Here is a 15,190-nt window from a genome sequence, read left to right on the forward strand (position 1 = left end):
ACGCCCCGCGCCAACGGCAAGTCGTCACTTTTTCTCGCGATTCTTGCGGTGCTTTTCGAGGTCGAGCACCGTGGTGTCGCCCTCCGGCAGCAGGCCGAGGCGGCGTGCGACCTCCTGATAGGCCTCCACCTCGCCGCCGAGGTCGCGGCGGAAACGGTCCTTGTCCAGCTTCTCGCCCGAGGTCATGTCCCACAGGCGGCAGCCGTCGGGGCTGATTTCGTCCGCCAGGATGATGCGGCTGTAATCATTGTCCCAGATGCGGCCGAATTCGAGCTTGAAGTCGACCAGCCGGATGCCGACGCCCGCGAACAGGCCGGACATGAAATCGTTCACGCGGATGGCGAGGTCGGCGATGTCGTGCATCTCCTCCTGGCTCGCCCAGCCGAAGCAGGCGATATGCTCGTCCGTCACCAGCGGATCGCCGAGCGCATCGTCCTTGTAATAATATTCGATGATCGTGCGTGGCAGCTGCGTGCCTTCCTCGATGCCCAGCCGCTTGCTGAGCGATCCGGCGGCGACGTTGCGCACGACCACCTCGATCGGCACGATTTCAACCTGGCGAATGAGTTGCTCGCGCATGTTGAGGCGGCGGATGAAGTGCGTCGGCACGCCGATCTGGCCGAGCAGGGTGAAGACATGCTCGGAAATCCGGTTGTTCAGCACGCCCTTGCCCGAGATCGTGCCCTTCTTCTGCGCGTTGAAGGCGGTCGCGTCGTCCTTGAAATACTGGATCAGCGTGCCGGGCTCTGGGCCTTCGTAAAGGATCTTGGCCTTGCCTTCGTAGATCTGGCGGCGGCGGGACATGGGCGCGGGCTCCCCGGGCGTTAAAAGAAGATCGCCCCGGACGCGGCGTCTGGGCGACGCGCAGCCGAGGCGGATGGACGGCCTATAACTCAAGGCCGGGCATGTGGCAACAAAGCCGGGCCGGCGGGGGCGGTGCCTTCGCCGGCCGCGGCCGATCAGCGGTAGAAGATATGGTCGCCCAGCACGCCGGCGCGTTCGCGGGTGCGGAAGAAGCGCGGCGGGGCCTGGTAGGAGGCGTGGTAGAAGAGGGCGCCCGGCATCACATCCGGGGCCTTGCCGGCCATCGCCTCGCGCGAAACCTCGACGGCGGTGCGCCACTGCGCGGTGGTGCGGCGCGGATTATAGGTGTTGGTGTTGAAGAACTGGCCCGGCTGGTGCGCCACGCCGCACACGGTATCGGCGAAGCGGCCCGATTCGAGGCGGTTCATGATGAGCTGGGCGACCGCGAGCTGCCCGGCGCGCGACTGGTTCGCGGCTTCGTGGTGGACGACCTTGGCCATGCATTCCAGCTCGGGATCGTCGATGCGTTCGGCCGAAGCCGTGGCTGTGGTGGCAGCGCGGGTGTCGCGCGCCGGAATATCCAGGGAAAGCGCAGGGGCCTCGACCGCTTCGCCCGGAGCATCCGCGACGATCGCGGGCGCAGTCTCTTCGGCGACGATGGCGGGAAACGCTGCGGAAACGGTGGCGGCCAGGGAGGTTTCGGAAGCGAAACCGAAGGTGGCCGGAACGGCCATCGCCATCGCGGCGGTGGCGGAGATATAGAGTTGGCGGCGGGAAGCGCGGAACGACATTCAAGGCTCTATCGAATGCGCAAAAGCCGTCCGTGCCCCCAAAACCAAACACTTGGGCGCGGCCGAAACTTTCACGTCTTGTCGATCAGCAGGGTAGGGACAGGATAGTCGCGATCCCCCGCAGCGACCGGATCGGCACCCACATCGGGTCGGCGGGGCGAGGAGTCAAATGTCGCACGACGAGTCGTTACGCTCACGGGACGGCCCGATGCACGTTCCGGGGAACCCATTGAGAAAACGGGTGGCTTGGCGGGCCGGTGGCGGCCCCCCGTCGAATCGCGATGCGGCGTTGTGGCCGACGGCGGAATGCATGTAGAGCAGGCGAAGCTTAATGAAGTGTGAGCGATGAACCAGTATCCGGCCCGGCAAGAAGACGACGAACGCAATCTCGCCACCGAGATCGAGGACGTGATCGATCACGCCGTCGAGGAAGCGCTGGACAGCGCGCGGGCCGAGAATGCGGAGATGGCCTATCGCCGCGATCGGCTGCTCGCGGCGCTGACGCTGCTGGGCGGGGCGGGCCTGTTCCTCGGCACGCCCTTCGCGCTCCGGTCGGGGGCGGAATTCTTCCTTCCGGTGACGGCGGCGCTCGTGGTCGCGATCGCGCTGGTGCCGCTGCTCGAATGGCTGGAGCGGCGGCGCGTGCCGTCCGCGCTCGCGGCCTTCGCCTGCATGTCGCTGTTCCTGGGCGCGGCCAATATCGCCGTCGCCCTCATCGTCGTGCCGGCCAGCGACTGGTTCGCCCGCCTTCCGGAACGCGCCGGCCAGATGCGCGCCAACCTTTCGCCGCTAATCGAGCTTTACGCCAGCTTCGAACGCTTCATCGACGATCTGGTCCACACCTTCGCGCGCAAGCCGACAGCGGCGGCGACTGTCGCGGTGCAGACGCCCAATTCGCTGCTGGAAATCGTGGCTTCCTCCGCGCCTTATGCCGCGATCCAGATGTTCTTCGGCATATTGGTGGTCTTCTTCTTCCTGTCCGGCTGGACGCGGATGCGCCGCCGAATCATCCAGAGCCGGTCGAGCTTCTCCAACGCGATGATGACGGCGCGGGTGATCCAGGAGATGGTGGATTCCACCTCCGCCTATCTGGGCACGATCACCATCATCAACATGTCGCTGGGCGCGCTGGTGGCGGTGGCGCTGTGGGCGATCGGCATGGAAACGCCGATGATGTGGGGCGGCATCGTCGCACTGCTCAACTACATCCCCTATCTCGGGCCGATCGCGGCGGCGCTGCTGCTGGCGGCGGGCGGGCTGATGACCTATCCCGACGTATGGGTGGGCCTGGCGCCGGCGGCGATCTTCGTCGCCATCCACCTGATCGAGGCGAACGTGCTCACGCCCACGCTGGTGGGGCGGCGGCTGACGATCAATCCGCTGCTGATCCTGATCGCCCTGAGCTATTGGGGCTGGGTGTGGGGCACCACGGGCGCGCTGCTGGCGGTGCCGCTGCTCATCATCCTCAAGACGATATTGGATGCGGCGGGCAAGCCGGACATCGCCGGCTTCCTGTTCGAGGAAGGCACGCTCACCAACGGCCATCATGACGAGGTGATCGCCGCGATGGAGGCCGAGCGCGAGGCGAGGCGGAGTTCTCCACAATAATCCTTCCATGGCGGTTGACAGCCATCGGGGGCGGTTCTAGGGAGCGCGCCTCATCGCTTCGATGCGAGTGTAGCTCAGTTGGTTAGAGCGCCGGCCTGTCACGCCGGAGGTCGCGGGTTCGAGCCCCGTCACTCGCGCCATTCCCTGTAACGGGGGTGGTTTTCGAAAGGATCGAGCTTCGCATTTTGTGCGGGTGTAGCTCAGTTGGTTAGAGCGCCGGCCTGTCACGCCGGAGGTCGCGGGTTCGAGCCCCGTCACTCGCGCCACTTCCCATGCATCAGCGTGCAACGCAGCCATGCAGCGGGAAGGGCGCGCTTCGCGCTCCCCACGCGCCTTCAATCCTTCCAGACGCCCAGTTCCATCCAGCGCAGCAGGCGCTTCATCGGCAGCGCCCATAGCCAGGCGAACCCCGCCACGACATAGAGGGCCATCGCGATCCACTCCGGCGGCGAAAGCGCCTCGACGATCGTCACGGCGGCGAATGCCCACAGGCCGATCAGCGCCAATATCAGGAACATGCCTGCGGGTTTGCGCCAGCTCGGGGTCATGCGGTCTCCGGTTCGATCCATTCACGTTCGGTGGCGATCGCGTGGAGCGGCATGTCCCACGGATCGGCCGGCACCTCCTCCACTTCTTGCGCGGACCATGCAAGGCCGATCCTGCGGATATCGGGAAAGCGCGCGAACAGCCGGTCATAATAGCCGGCGCCCTGGCCCATCCGCATCAGCCGCCGGTCGAAGCCGACCAGCGGCGTGACGATCAGGTCCGGCAGGAGCGCGGGCGCGCCGTCGGCGGGCTGGAGCAGGCCGTGGCCGCCGGCGACGAGCGTGTCGCCGGGGCGCCAGCGATGGAAGGTCATCGGGCTTTCGGGGGTCGTGACGCGGGGCAGGGCGACGGCGCGGCCGCGATCGTGGAGCGCGTGGAGGAGGGGTCGGGGGTCCGCCTCCGACCCGATCGGCCAATAGCCGGCGATGACGCGCGCGTCCCGGATATGGGGAAGGGCCTGGGCGGCGAGGGCGTCGGCCGCCTCGCGCAACCGCCCCTCGCGATCGAGCAGCGCCGCGAAGTCGCGCCGCCGGCCGCGCAGCGCGCGCCGCAGGTCGGCCTTGGCCGGGATCATGCCGCCCGGATCATGCCGAAGCCGGGCCGTGGGCGGCAGGAGGAAAGGCGGCTGGAGGGTTGGCGGGACCACCATGGCCGTTTTCCGGAATATCCTCTGACGCCGTAAACGTCAGGTGGGGGCCGTGTGTTTTGGACCAGGGTCCTCACAGGGACAGCTCCCTTGGATGATGAATCGCCTCAGGGATGTTCAAAGGCTCGTACCGGGCAGTGCCCGCCGTCTTCCTATTTAGGCGTCCGTCCGGCCCGGCTCAAGGGCGATCGGCGTCGTTCAGGCCGGCCAGCGCTTCCAGCCGGTCGGCCAGGCGCTCCAGCGCGGTCAGCGCGGCGGGCTCGATCGCCGCCGGCGTCGCGGCGGGGGCGGGGGTGGCAGCCGTGCGGGGCGCCGCGCCGCGCTTGGCCTCGTCCAGCTCGTCGGCCAGCAGCAGGGAGGCGAAAAGGAACTGGCGCACCTCGTTCAGGCCGCCCACCGCCTGCGTCGCCCGCGCCATCCGCTCGTCGATGATCGCGGCCAGCCGGCGGAAATGCGCCTCCTCGCCGTCGCGGCACGCGAGCGCGTAGCGGCGCCCGCCGATATCGAGGTCGACTTCCGCCATCAGCCCGCCTTCCGCTGGTCGATGATCGCCGTCAGCCGCTCCATCGCCGCGCTGGTGCGCTCGCGCAGGCGGCGTTCCCGCTCGGCCAGCAGGTCGTAGCGTTGCTGCAGCTGGCCCAGCGCTTCCATGGCGGGATCGCCGCCGGGGCGGCCGGAACCCCGGCTTTCGAGGCGGGCGAGGGCGCGTTCGATGCGATCGATCGCGGAAATCAGGCGCTCGTCGGTCATCGCCGCACGCATAGCACGGCTCGGGCGCGCATCAATATCGCGCACCGCGCGCCCGGTGCATTCCACCGTGGTTGACGATCGGTGCTCCGCGCTACAAAGGGACCCGCGATCCCATTCGAATCGCCGCAGCCCCTGCGGTTTCCATCCCGCTTGATATACAAGGCTTGCCCATGACCGTCGCTCCCAAGCAACTCGCCAACGCCGTTCGCGCGCTGTCGATGGATGCCGTGCAGGCGGCCAATTCCGGGCATCCCGGCATGCCGATGGGAATGGCCGACGCCGCGACCGTGCTGTTCACCCAATATCTGAAGTTCGATCCGCAGGCGCCGAAATGGGCTGATCGCGACCGCTTCGTCCTGTCCGCCGGCCATGGATCGATGCTGATCTATTCGCTGCTCCATCTTACGGGGTACGCCCGTCCGACGATGGCGGATATCCGGAATTTCCGTCAGCTCCACAGTCCGTGCGCGGGCCATCCCGAGAATTTCGAGCTGGCCGGCGTGGAAGCGACCACCGGCCCGCTGGGCTCGGGCTTCGCCACCGCCGTGGGCATGGCCATCGCCGAACGCCACCTGAATGCCACCTTCGGCGACGACCTTGTCGATCACCGCACCTGGGTGATCGCCGGGGACGGCTGCCTGATGGAAGGCATCAACCATGAGGCGGTGGGCCTGGCCGGCCATCTCGGCCTCGGCCGCCTGATCGTGCTGTGGGACGACAACCGCATCACCATCGACGGATCGGTGGACCTTTCGTCGAGCGAGAATGTGCTCGGCCGCTACGATGCCTCGGGCTGGCACACCATCGCCTGCGACGGCCATGATCCGGCCGATGTCGCCCGCGCCATCGATGCCGCCATCGCCGATCCGCGCCCGTCGCTGATCGCCTGCCGCACCGTCATCGGCTATGGCGCGCCCAACAAGCAGGGCACGTCGGCCACCCACGGTTCGCCGCTGGGCGGGGACGAGGTTGCCGCCGCCCGCGCCGCGCTGGGCTGGGATTCGGCCCCGTTCGAGATTCCGGCGGACATCGCCGCCGCCTGGGCCGAGGCCGGCGCCCGCGGCGCGCCCGTCCGCGCCGAATGGGAAAAGCGGCTGGCCGCGCATGCGCAGGGCGCTGAATTCACGCGCCGCATGGAAGGCCGGCTGCCGGTGAACGCCGCCGCTGCCGAGCATATCCAGGCGCTGCTCGCCAACCCGCAGAAGGTCGCCACGCGCAAGGCTTCGGAAAACGCGCTGGAAGCGCTGACCGCCGCGATCCCGGAGATGGTGGGCGGTTCGGCCGATCTCACCGGTTCGAACAACACCAAGACCAAGATCCAGCAGCCGCTGACCGCCAAGGATTATTCCGGCCGCTACATCTATTACGGCATCCGCGAATTCGGCATGGCCGCCGCGATGAACGGCATGGCGCTGCATGGCGGCGTCATCCCCTATGGCGGCACCTTCCTGGTCTTCTCCGATTATTGCCGCCCGGCGATCCGCCTGTCGGCGCTGCAGCGGACCCGCGTCGTCTATGTGATGACGCACGATTCGATCGGGCTGGGCGAGGATGGCCCCACCCATCAGCCGATCGAGCATCTCATGTCGCTCAGGGTGATGCCCAATCTCGACGTCTATCGCCCCGCCGATGCGGTGGAGACGGCGGAATGCTGGGCGCTTTCGCTGGAGAAGGCGGACGGCCCGTCGCTGCTGGCGCTGAGCCGCCAGAACCTGCCGCAGGTGCGGACGGGCGCGGACGAGAATCTTTCGGCGAAGGGCGCCTATCGCCTGCGGGGCGCCACCGCCGCGCGCAAGGCGGTGATCGTCGCCAGCGGTTCCGAGGTGGAAATCGCGCTCGGCGTGGCGGAAAGGCTTGAAGCCGCCGGCATCGGCGCCGATGTCGTCTCCATGCCCTGCTGGTCGCGATTCGATGCGCAGACCCCGGAATATCGGGCGGAAATCCTGCCCGCCGACGTGCTGAAGATTTCGATCGAGGCCGGCACGACGATCGGCTGGGAACGTTATGTCGGGCTTGACGGCCTGCGCTTCGGCATCGACGGCTTCGGCGCGTCGGCGCCCGCGCCGGCCCTCTACGAATATTTCGGGCTCACGCCCGATGCGATCGCGCCCAAGATTCTTGCGGCGCTTGGCAACTAAGGAGACGAGACCATGGCGGTGAAGGTAGCGATCAACGGGTTCGGGCGTATCGGGCGTCTCGTCGCGCGGGCGATCCTGGAGCGTCCGGACAGCGGGCTCGAACTGGTCGCGATCAACGATCTCGCCGATGCCAAGTCCAACGCGCTGCTCTTCAAGCGCGATTCCGTGCACGGCACCTGGCCGGGCTCGGTCGAGGTCGACGGCAACGATCTGATCATCGATGGCAAGCGCATCAAGGTTTCGGCCGAGCGCGATCCCGCCAACCTGCCGCACGCCGCCAACGGCGTGGACATCGCCTTCGAATGCACCGGCTTCTTCACCGATCGCGCGTCGGCCGAGAAGCATATCGCCGCCGGCGCCAAGAAGGTGCTGATCTCGGCCCCCGGCAAGAATGTCGACCTGACCGTCGTGTTCGGCGTCAACGACGACAAGCTGAAGCCGGAGCACAACATCGTCTCCAACGCGTCGTGCACCACCAACTGCCTGGCGCCCGTCGCCAAGGTGCTGAACGACACCATCGGCATCGAGCGTGGCCTGATGACCACGATTCACGCCTACACCAACGATCAGAAGATCCTCGATCAGATCCACCCGGATCTCCGCCGCGCCCGCGCGGCCGCGATGTCGATCATCCCGACGACCACGGGCGCCGCCCGCGCCGTGGGCGAGGTGCTGCCGGAACTGAAGGGCAAGCTGGACGGTTCGGCCGTCCGCGTGCCTACGCCGGACGTCAGCCTCGTCGATCTCACCTTCACGCCGAAGCGCGACACCACCAAGGAAGAGGTGAACGCCATCCTCAAGGCGGCGTCGGAAAGCGGCCCGCTGGCCGGCATCCTCGATTATACGGACGAGCCGCTCGTCTCGATCGACTTCCAGCACACCGCGGCTTCCTCGACGGTCGACAGCCTCGAAACCGCCGTGCTGGACGGCAAGCTGGTGCGCGTCGTTTCCTGGTATGACAATGAATGGGGTTTCTCGAACCGCATGGTCGATACCGGCGCCGCCATGGGCAAGCTGCTCTAAGGCAAGGCAGGCATGACCGGCCGTCTCCTGGGGATCGCGCGCCATGATCGGCCGCGCGGCCCCATGGAGACGATCGATGCCGCCATCGTCACCCCGTCGCTCGGCATCCATGGCGATCATCGCGGCGCGGTGAAACCGGGCGGCAAGGGGCGCCGTCAGGTGACGGTGATCGCCCGCGCGGCCTGGGATGCGGCGATGGCGGATCTGGGGCTGGTCCAGCCGCTCGACTGGTGGGTCCGCCGCGCCAACCTGCTGGTGGATGGCATCGATCTCCCGCGCGAGGCGGGCGCCCGCCTTCTTTTCGCGGGCGGGGTGGTGCTGGAAATTACCGGCGAATGCGACCCGTGCCGCCGGATGGATGAAATCGCGCCCGGCCTGCAGGATGCGCTCGTGCCCGATTGGCGCGGCGGCATCACGGCGCGGGTGCTGGCCGGGGGCGAGCTTGCCATCGGCGACGAAGTAAGGATCGGGACATCATGACCTTCAAGACGCTGGACGATCTGGGCGATATCCGCGGCAAGCGCGTGCTGGTGCGCGAGGATCTGAACGTGCCCATGGACGGCGCGAAGGTGACGGACGATACCCGTCTGCGCGCCGCCGCGCCCACCTTGTCCGAACTGTCGGACAAGGGCGCCATCGTGCTGGTTCTGGCCCATTTCGGCCGGCCCAAGGCGCCGACGCCGGAATTGTCGCTGGCGCAGATCGTTCGCCCGCTGGCCGATGTGCTGGGCCGCGAGGTCCGCTACATCGATTGGGAAGGCGACAAGGAAGCCGTGGCGACGCTCCAGCCGGGGGACATCGCCGTTCTTGAAAATACGCGCTTCTTCGGCGGCGAGGAGAAGAATGATCCCGCCGTCGTCCAGCGCTTCGCCGCGCTCGGCGACATCTACGTCAACGACGCCTTCTCCGCCGCGCACCGCGCCCATGCCTCGACGGAGGGGCTGGCGCACGTGCTTCCCGCTTATGCGGGCCGCTCGATGCAGGCTGAACTGGAAGCGCTGGAAAAGGCGCTGGGGAAGCCCGAGCACCCTGTGGCGGCCGTGGTCGGCGGCGCCAAGGTTTCCACCAAGCTCGACGTGCTCAAGCATCTCGTTGCCAAGGTCGATCACCTCATCATCGGCGGCGGCATGGCCAACACCTTCCTCGCCGCGCGCGGCGTGGATGTGGGCAAGTCGCTGTGCGAGCACGATCTGACGGGCACCGCGCTCGAAATCCTCGACGCGGCGGACAAGGCCAATTGCATCGTCCACCTGCCTTATGACGTGGTGGTGGCCAAGGAATTCCGCGCCAATCCGCCGACACGCACCGTCAACGTGCATGAGGTGGCGGCGGACGAGATGATCCTCGATGTCGGCCCCGCCGCCGTCGAGGCGCTGGGCGATGCGCTCAAGACCTGCCGCACCCTGGTGTGGAACGGCCCGCTCGGCGCCTTCGAGATTCCGCCCTTCGATGCCGCCACGGTGGCCCTTGCCCGGACGGCCGCGGCCCTCACCACCGCCGGCCAGCTCGTATCGGTCGCCGGCGGCGGCGATACGGTGGCCGCGCTCAACCATGCCGGCGTGGCCGATCAGTTCAGCTTCGTCTCCACCGCCGGCGGCGCCTTCCTCGAATGGATGGAAGGCAAGGAACTGCCGGGCGTGAAGGCGCTCGGCTGAGCCTTGGGGGCGGGCGCCAATCCCCTTCTTCGTCATCCCCGCGCAGGCGGGGATCCATAGGCACCGACCCCGAAAGGGCCGCGACGTCGGACACCATGGATTCCCGCTTTCGCGGGAATGACAAAAGCGGGGGACGGGGTGTCCGGCCTTATGGCAGCCATGCCGTCCGTCGGCTGAAATGCCGGCGCCATGGCAGCCGCTTCGCTGGCAGCCCCTCCGTCATCCCGCGCAAGCGGGGACCCCCGTTGGAACGGTGCATCGCCAGAACCGCAACAGCCCCTTTCTTCGTCATCCGCGCGCAGGCGGGGATCCATAGGCGCTGACCCCGGAAGGGCCGCGACGTCGGGACGCCATGGATTCCCGCCTTCGCGGGAATGACGGAAGGGAATTCCGAAACTCGTCGCCCATGCCCCGCATGATCCCGATCTTCGTTGGAACTGTCCTACGGCCGTTGGATCATGCTAAAGTCCCTTCATGGCCACGATCGAAGGAAATCGACGTAATATTAGCCGCTTGCCGGCCATACCCGGCTTCCGCCCGATATCGCTGGCAATCCTCAACTTCCTCAACTTCGTTGGATTCGGCGGGCGCCGCGCCGGACCCCGGCGGGTGGTGCCGCCGGCATGATTTCCATCGCGGCCATCGATCATGTCGTGCTCCGGGTGGTCGATCTCGATCGCATGATCCGTTTCTACACCGGCATCCTAGGCGCGCGGTTGGAGAAGGTGCAGGCGGAGATCGGCCTTTATCAGCTTCGCCTCGGCACCGCGCTCGTCGATCTCGTGCCGGTGGAGGGCGCGCTCGGCGCGATGGGCGGCGCTCCGCCGGGCAGGGAGGGGCGCAATGTCGATCATGTCTGCTTCCGCGTGTCGCCCTGGGATGGCGATGCGATCCTGGCCTTTCTCGCCGGCCATGGCATCGCGGCCGAAATCGCCTCGCGCTACGGCGCGGAGGGGGAGGGGCCTTCGATCTACCTCGCCGACCCGGAAGGCAATATGCTGGAGCTGAAAGGGCCGCCATGGCCTGTTGGTCCCGAACAGGACAGGATTTGACCGACAGGTCTTGTCCTGCGGGACAATTCGGATAGGGACGCGGGGACATGTCCCAACAGGAGCCGACGATGACCTTCACGCCCACCGTCAAAGCCATTCTCGACAAGTATGAAAGCGACAATCCCGGCGTTAAGGCCAATCTCGCCCGCATCCTGACGCAGGGTCGCCTCGGCGGCACCGGCAAGCTCATCATCCTGCCGGTGGACCAGGGGTTCGAACATGGCCCGGCGCGCAGCTTCTCGGTCAACGAGCCGGCTTATGACCCGCATTACCACTATCAGCTCGCCATCGATGCCGGCCTGTCGGCTTATGCGGCCCCGCTCGGCATGCTGGAAGCCGGCGCCGATGCCTTCGCCGGCCAGATCCCGACGATCCTGAAGGTCAATTCCTCGAACAGCTGGGCCACCTCCATCGACCAGGCCGTCACCGGCACGGTCGACGATGCGCTGCGGCTCGGCTGCTCGGCCATCGGCTTCACCATCTATCCGGGTTCGGACAACATCTTCGAGATGATGGAAGAAATCCGCGAGATGCGGGCGGAAGCCGCCGCCGTCGGCATCGCCACCGTGATCTGGTCCTATCCGCGCGGCGGCAATCTTTCCAAGGATGGCGAGCTGGCGCTCGACGTCGGCGCCTATGCCGCGCACATGGCGGCGCTGCTCGGCGCGCACATCATCAAGGTGAAGCTGCCGACCGACCATATCGAGCAGAAGGACGCGAAGAAGGCCTATGAGGGCTTCGACGCCTCCACCCAGGCCAAGCGCGTCGCCCATGTGGTGAAGAGCTGCTTCAACGGCCGCCGCATCGTCGTCTTCTCGGGCGGCGCGGCCAAGGGCGCGGACGCCGTCTATCAGGATGCCCGCGACATCCGCGATGGCGGCGGCAACGGATCGATCATCGGCCGCAACACCTTCCAGCGCCCGCGCGACGAGGCGCTGGCGATGCTCGACAAGCTCGTCCGCATCTACAAGAACGAGGAATAATCCGGGGAAAGGACCGGCGATGGAATTGTTGAGACGCGATTTCATCGCCGGGTCCACCGCCGTCGCGGCGCTCGCCGGCACCGCGCAGGCCGGGGCTCCGGCCAACGCGGCGATGTATGGGCTGATCGGCCGGATGACGGCCCGGCCCGGCCAGCGGGGCGCGCTGGCGGAAATCCTGCTGGGTGGCGTTTCGGACATGCCCGGCTGCCTCAGCTACATCGTGGCCGAGGACGGCGAGAATGCCGACGCGCTGTGGATCACCGAGGTTTGGGAAAGCAGGGAAGCGCATGCGGCTTCGCTCTCGCTTCCCGCGGTCCGTGCCGCTATCGCCAGGGCGCGCCCGCTGATAGCGGGCATGGACAACGGCCATTCGACCCGGCCGATCGGCGGACATGGATTGAAATGAACGATCAGGACGATTTCGACGACGAGGATCTGGCGCTCGACCCGCATTTCGCGGACCGTTTCGAGCAGGAGGAAAAGCCCGCCTGCCAGCTCTATTTGATCTCGCCGCCGAAGATCGACGAAGGCTTTGCCGATAGGCTGGCCGAGGCGCTGGATGCCGGCCCCGTGGCGGCCTTCCAGCTTCGCCTCAAGGGCATCGACGAACATGCCATCGCCGCGCTGGCACCGCCGCTGCAGAAGGTCTGCGCCGATCGCGAGGTCGCCTTCATCGTCAACGATTCGATCGGCCTTGCCAAGCGCCTGAAGGCCGATGGCGTCCATCTCGGCCAGGATGACGGCGATCCCCGCGACGCGCGCGAGCAACTGGGCCGCGACGCGCAGATCGGCGTCACCTGCCACGACAGCCGGCATCTGGCGATGGAAGCGGGCGAGGCGGGGGCCGATTATGTGGCCTTCGGCGCCTTCTATCCCACCGATACCAAGGAGACGAAGCACCGGCCCGATCCCTCGATCCTGGGCTGGTGGTCGACGGTGACGGGCATACCTTGTGTCGCGATCGGCGGCATCACGCCGGACAATGCCAAGCCCCTGATCGATGCCGGGGCCGATTTCCTCGCCGTGTCAGGCGCCGTCTGGAACGATCCGGAAGGGCCGGCGGCGGCCGTCAGGAAATTCGCGGCGCTGCTCTCCGCTTCCTGAGTATCCAGCCGGCGGCGCCTTCACCAGGTGCGGACGCGCCCCGTATCGACATGGACGAAGCCGTCGCGCGGATAATAGCCGACGCCGCCCCGGCCGATGGAAAGCGCCGCCGTGCGCAGCGTCTCCAGCCGCACGCCGGGCAGTGCGATGTCGCTCGCCTTGCCCAGCATGTGCTGGCTCTTGGTGGCGACGCCGTTGCTGCGGGCGTGCAGCGAGGCGTTGGTCTGTGGCGAGCGATAGCCGGAGATGAGGTCGAAGGAGGATCGCGGCGAGGCGCCGAGCTTGTCGCGCAGCGCCACCAGCAGGTCGATCAGATCGCGATCCATCGTGGTGACGTCGCCGGTGCGCCAGTCGCGCATGCCGTGGTTGATCTCCGCCAACCCGTCCGCATCGAAGCCGCTCGCGCCCCAATAGCGCGCGTCGATCCGCTCGTTGTTGTGGACGTTGCGGAAGGCCAGCCGCTTTTCGCCCACCATGGCGAAAGCTGCCTTCGGCGTGAGGAGCGCGCCGGCCCCGAGGGCGAGGGCGCCGGCCAGCAGCCCACGCCGATCCGTGTGTCTCGTAGCTACAGTCATGATGCCCAACCGCTTTTCAAACCCGGATCAGAAAATACGCCGGTGCGGTTGATAAGGAATAACCATGTGGGGAATCGGCCCCGCCAGCGCCACGGTCCGTCTTGTTTCCGTTAAGGCCAGGCAACGAAAAGCCGGTTTCCGGGCGCAAAAAAGGGCGGCCCCGGATGGAGCCGCCCTTCCTGTTCTTCGCCGAAGCGAGGAAGCTTACTTGAGCTCGACGGTCGCGCCGGCTTCTTCAAGCTGCTTCTTGAGCTTCTCGGCCTCGTCCTTGCCGACGCCTTCCTTGATCGCCTTCGGCGCGCCTTCGACGAGCGCCTTGGCTTCGGTCAGGCCCAGGCCGGTGATGGCGCGGACTTCCTTGATGACGTTGATCTTCTTGCCACCGTCGCCGGTGAGGATCACGTCGAACTCGGTCTTCTCTTCGGCGGCAGCGCCACCGGCGGCGCCACCGGCGGCCGGAGCGGCAACGGCGACGGCCGCAGCGGCCGAAACGCCCCACTTCTCTTCGAGCAGCTTCGAAAGCTCAGCGGCTTCGAGAACGGTGAGGGCGGAAAGATCGTCAACAAGCTTCTGAAGGTCAGCCATTTAAAGTCTCCATGCGGGGCGCAGCGCCCCAGTCAGTGTCAGTGAAACGGTATCGAAAATCAGGCGTCGGTCTTGGCGGCGTAAGCGCCAAGCACGCGAGCGACCTGGCCGCCGGGCGCCTGAAGCACCTGGGCGATCTTGGTCGCGGGCGCGCTGACGAGCCCGATGATCTTCGCGCGCAGTTCGTCCAGCGACGGAAGCGTCGCCAGAGCCTTCACCCCATTCACGTCGAGGACGGTGTCACCCATCGCGCCGCCGACGATTTCCAACTTGTCGTTGGTCTTCGCGAATTCGACGACGACCTTGGCGGCCGCCACCGGATCGGCAGACGTGGAGAGCGCCGTCGGCCCCACCAGCAGATCGTTGATCGCTGTGTACGGCGTGCCTTCGGTCGCAATGCGGGCGAGCGTATTCTTCGATACCCGATAGCTGGCGCCGGCTTCGCGCATCTTCACCCGAAGCGCAGTGGACTGCGCGACGGTAAGGCCGAGGTTGCGGGTCACGACGACCACGCCGCTCTCGGCGAAGGTGCTCTTCAGTTCGGCGACCAGGTCGGCTTTCTGAGCTCGATCCATGCCTTACTCCTTGACTGCCCCGACGGAACATCCGCCGAGGCCCCGCAGCCGGCATGCCGGATACGGGTGATTGCGCCGGCAGACGGATACGCAGTCCGCACGGCAAGTCCGAAGGGGTAGGGTAGTCTGACGCCGGGCATGGAGCCCTTGGCAGACCCGGAGGGACGGCCATTGGCCGGTCCGGAAACTCTATCCCCGCCTATGCAGCCGAATTAAGGGCCAGGGCCCAGCTGCAGTCTCGGACGGTACTTCCCTCGATTCGCCCCGCGGGGAGAAAAGAGAGACCCGCCGACGCGAGGCCGGCGGGTTTTCGTGGGCGGCCCTTAGCGCATCTCTGCGGAAAGGGCCAGCCCCA

18 protein-coding genes and 2 tRNA genes are annotated in these 15,190 nt (G+C 67.0%); 11 read left to right on the plus strand and 9 right to left on the minus strand.

Translation table 11 applies throughout. The features are described from left to right. Positions 1-24: 24 nt before the first annotated feature. Both purC and CV103_RS18870 read right to left on the minus strand, forming a co-directional pair. Complete coding sequence (gene purC / locus CV103_RS18865) at positions 25-804, minus strand: phosphoribosylaminoimidazolesuccinocarboxamide synthase (RefSeq protein ID WP_015460238.1); 780 nt, start codon at positions 802-804, stop codon at positions 25-27. Positions 805-959: 155 nt separating this feature from the next. Beyond that, positions 960-1,595: a cell wall hydrolase gene (locus tag CV103_RS18870; RefSeq protein ID WP_015460239.1), complete on the minus strand. Its 636-nt coding sequence runs from the start codon at positions 1,593-1,595 to the stop codon at positions 960-962. 345 nt (positions 1,596-1,940) lie between these two features. On the opposite strand from CV103_RS18870, the gene CV103_RS18875 reads away from it, so the two are divergent. The 3 genes from CV103_RS18875 (at position 1,941) to CV103_RS18885 (ending at position 3,469) form a co-directional block, all read left to right on the plus strand. After that, positions 1,941-3,203 carry an AI-2E family transporter gene (locus tag CV103_RS18875; RefSeq protein WP_211314424.1) on the plus strand — a complete coding sequence of 421 codons (1,263 nt, stop codon included), beginning with the start codon at positions 1,941-1,943 and terminating at the stop codon, positions 3,201-3,203. Positions 3,204-3,266: 63 nt separating this feature from the next. After that, positions 3,267-3,343: transfer RNA gene (locus CV103_RS18880), tRNA-Asp, on the plus strand. 49 nt (positions 3,344-3,392) lie between these two features. Beyond that, positions 3,393-3,469 (plus strand) — tRNA-Asp (locus CV103_RS18885). A 69-nt stretch (positions 3,470-3,538) separates the two neighbouring features. On the opposite strand, the gene CV103_RS18890 is transcribed toward CV103_RS18885, so the two are convergent. The 4 genes from CV103_RS18890 to CV103_RS18905 form a co-directional block, all read right to left on the minus strand. Then, on the minus strand, positions 3,539-3,751 hold the full coding sequence (locus CV103_RS18890; protein WP_015460241.1) for a DUF2842 domain-containing protein: 213 nt from the start codon (positions 3,749-3,751) through the stop codon (positions 3,539-3,541). After that, the gene (locus CV103_RS18895; RefSeq protein ID WP_084653032.1) at positions 3,748-4,398 is read right to left on the minus strand and encodes a 5-formyltetrahydrofolate cyclo-ligase; all 651 of its coding nucleotides are present in this window, start codon (positions 4,396-4,398) and stop codon (positions 3,748-3,750) included. Before CV103_RS18895 ends, CV103_RS18890 begins: the two co-directional genes overlap by 4 nt. A 175-nt stretch (positions 4,399-4,573) precedes the next feature. After that, positions 4,574-4,918 carry a cell division protein ZapA gene (locus CV103_RS18900; RefSeq protein ID WP_107395799.1) on the minus strand — a complete coding sequence of 115 codons (345 nt, stop codon included), beginning with the start codon at positions 4,916-4,918 and terminating at the stop codon, positions 4,574-4,576. After that, on the minus strand, positions 4,918-5,145 hold the full coding sequence (locus tag CV103_RS18905; RefSeq protein WP_107395903.1) for a hypothetical protein: 228 nt from the start codon (positions 5,143-5,145) through the stop codon (positions 4,918-4,920). Before CV103_RS18905 ends, CV103_RS18900 begins: the two co-directional genes overlap by 1 nt. 170 nt (positions 5,146-5,315) lie before the next feature. Here CV103_RS18905 and tkt point away from each other — a divergent pair, with 170 nt between their 5' ends. The 8 genes from tkt to thiE all read left to right on the plus strand — a co-directional run bounded on the left by tkt (position 5,316) and on the right by thiE (position 13,100). Further along, a complete protein-coding gene (gene tkt, locus CV103_RS18910; RefSeq protein ID WP_015460245.1) occupies positions 5,316-7,283 on the plus strand; it encodes a transketolase in 1,968 nt (655 codons plus the stop codon). Between the two features lie 12 nt (positions 7,284-7,295). Beyond that, complete coding sequence (gene gap / locus CV103_RS18915; protein ID WP_015460246.1) at positions 7,296-8,306, plus strand: type I glyceraldehyde-3-phosphate dehydrogenase; 1,011 nt, start codon at positions 7,296-7,298, stop codon at positions 8,304-8,306. 12 nt (positions 8,307-8,318) lie between these two features. Further along, entirely contained in the window at positions 8,319-8,786 is a 468-nt protein-coding gene (locus CV103_RS18920) for an MOSC domain-containing protein (RefSeq protein ID WP_107395800.1), read from the plus strand. Beyond that, the gene (locus tag CV103_RS18925; protein WP_015460248.1) at positions 8,783-9,961 is read left to right on the plus strand and encodes a phosphoglycerate kinase; all 1,179 of its coding nucleotides are present in this window, start codon (positions 8,783-8,785) and stop codon (positions 9,959-9,961) included. Before CV103_RS18920 ends, CV103_RS18925 begins: the two co-directional genes overlap by 4 nt. A 623-nt stretch (positions 9,962-10,584) precedes the next feature. After that, on the plus strand, positions 10,585-11,013 hold the full coding sequence (locus tag CV103_RS18930; RefSeq protein ID WP_107395801.1) for a VOC family protein: 429 nt from the start codon (positions 10,585-10,587) through the stop codon (positions 11,011-11,013). Positions 11,014-11,081: 68 nt separating this feature from the next. Continuing rightward, a complete protein-coding gene (locus tag CV103_RS18935; protein ID WP_015460250.1) occupies positions 11,082-11,996 on the plus strand; it encodes a class I fructose-bisphosphate aldolase in 915 nt (304 codons plus the stop codon). 19 nt (positions 11,997-12,015) lie between these two features. Continuing rightward, positions 12,016-12,402, plus strand: coding sequence for an antibiotic biosynthesis monooxygenase family protein (locus CV103_RS18940; RefSeq protein WP_107395802.1), 387 nt, complete (start codon positions 12,016-12,018; stop codon positions 12,400-12,402). Further along, a complete protein-coding gene (thiE, locus tag CV103_RS18945; RefSeq protein WP_107395803.1) occupies positions 12,399-13,100 on the plus strand; it encodes a thiamine phosphate synthase in 702 nt (233 codons plus the stop codon). The genes CV103_RS18940 and thiE overlap by 4 nt, the downstream gene beginning before the upstream one ends. 20 nt (positions 13,101-13,120) lie before the next feature. Here the strand turns inward: thiE and mepK are convergent, their stop codons facing one another. The 3 genes from mepK to rplJ form a co-directional block, all read right to left on the minus strand. Further along, complete coding sequence (gene mepK / locus CV103_RS18950; protein ID WP_107395904.1) at positions 13,121-13,675, minus strand: peptidoglycan L,D-endopeptidase MepK; 555 nt, start codon at positions 13,673-13,675, stop codon at positions 13,121-13,123. A gap of 204 nt (positions 13,676-13,879) precedes the next feature. After that, positions 13,880-14,260 carry a 50S ribosomal protein L7/L12 gene (gene rplL, locus CV103_RS18955; RefSeq protein WP_015460254.1) on the minus strand — a complete coding sequence of 127 codons (381 nt, stop codon included), beginning with the start codon at positions 14,258-14,260 and terminating at the stop codon, positions 13,880-13,882. Between the two features lie 59 nt (positions 14,261-14,319). Then, positions 14,320-14,835, minus strand: a complete 516-nt coding sequence (gene rplJ, locus CV103_RS18960) for a 50S ribosomal protein L10 (RefSeq protein ID WP_015460255.1) — start codon at positions 14,833-14,835, stop codon at positions 14,320-14,322. Between the last annotated feature and the right edge of the window lie 355 nt (positions 14,836-15,190).

Source organism: Edaphosphingomonas fennica (assembly GCF_003034225.1).
Taxonomy (GTDB): Bacteria; Pseudomonadota; Alphaproteobacteria; order Sphingomonadales; family Sphingomonadaceae; genus Sphingomonas_E; species Sphingomonas_E fennica.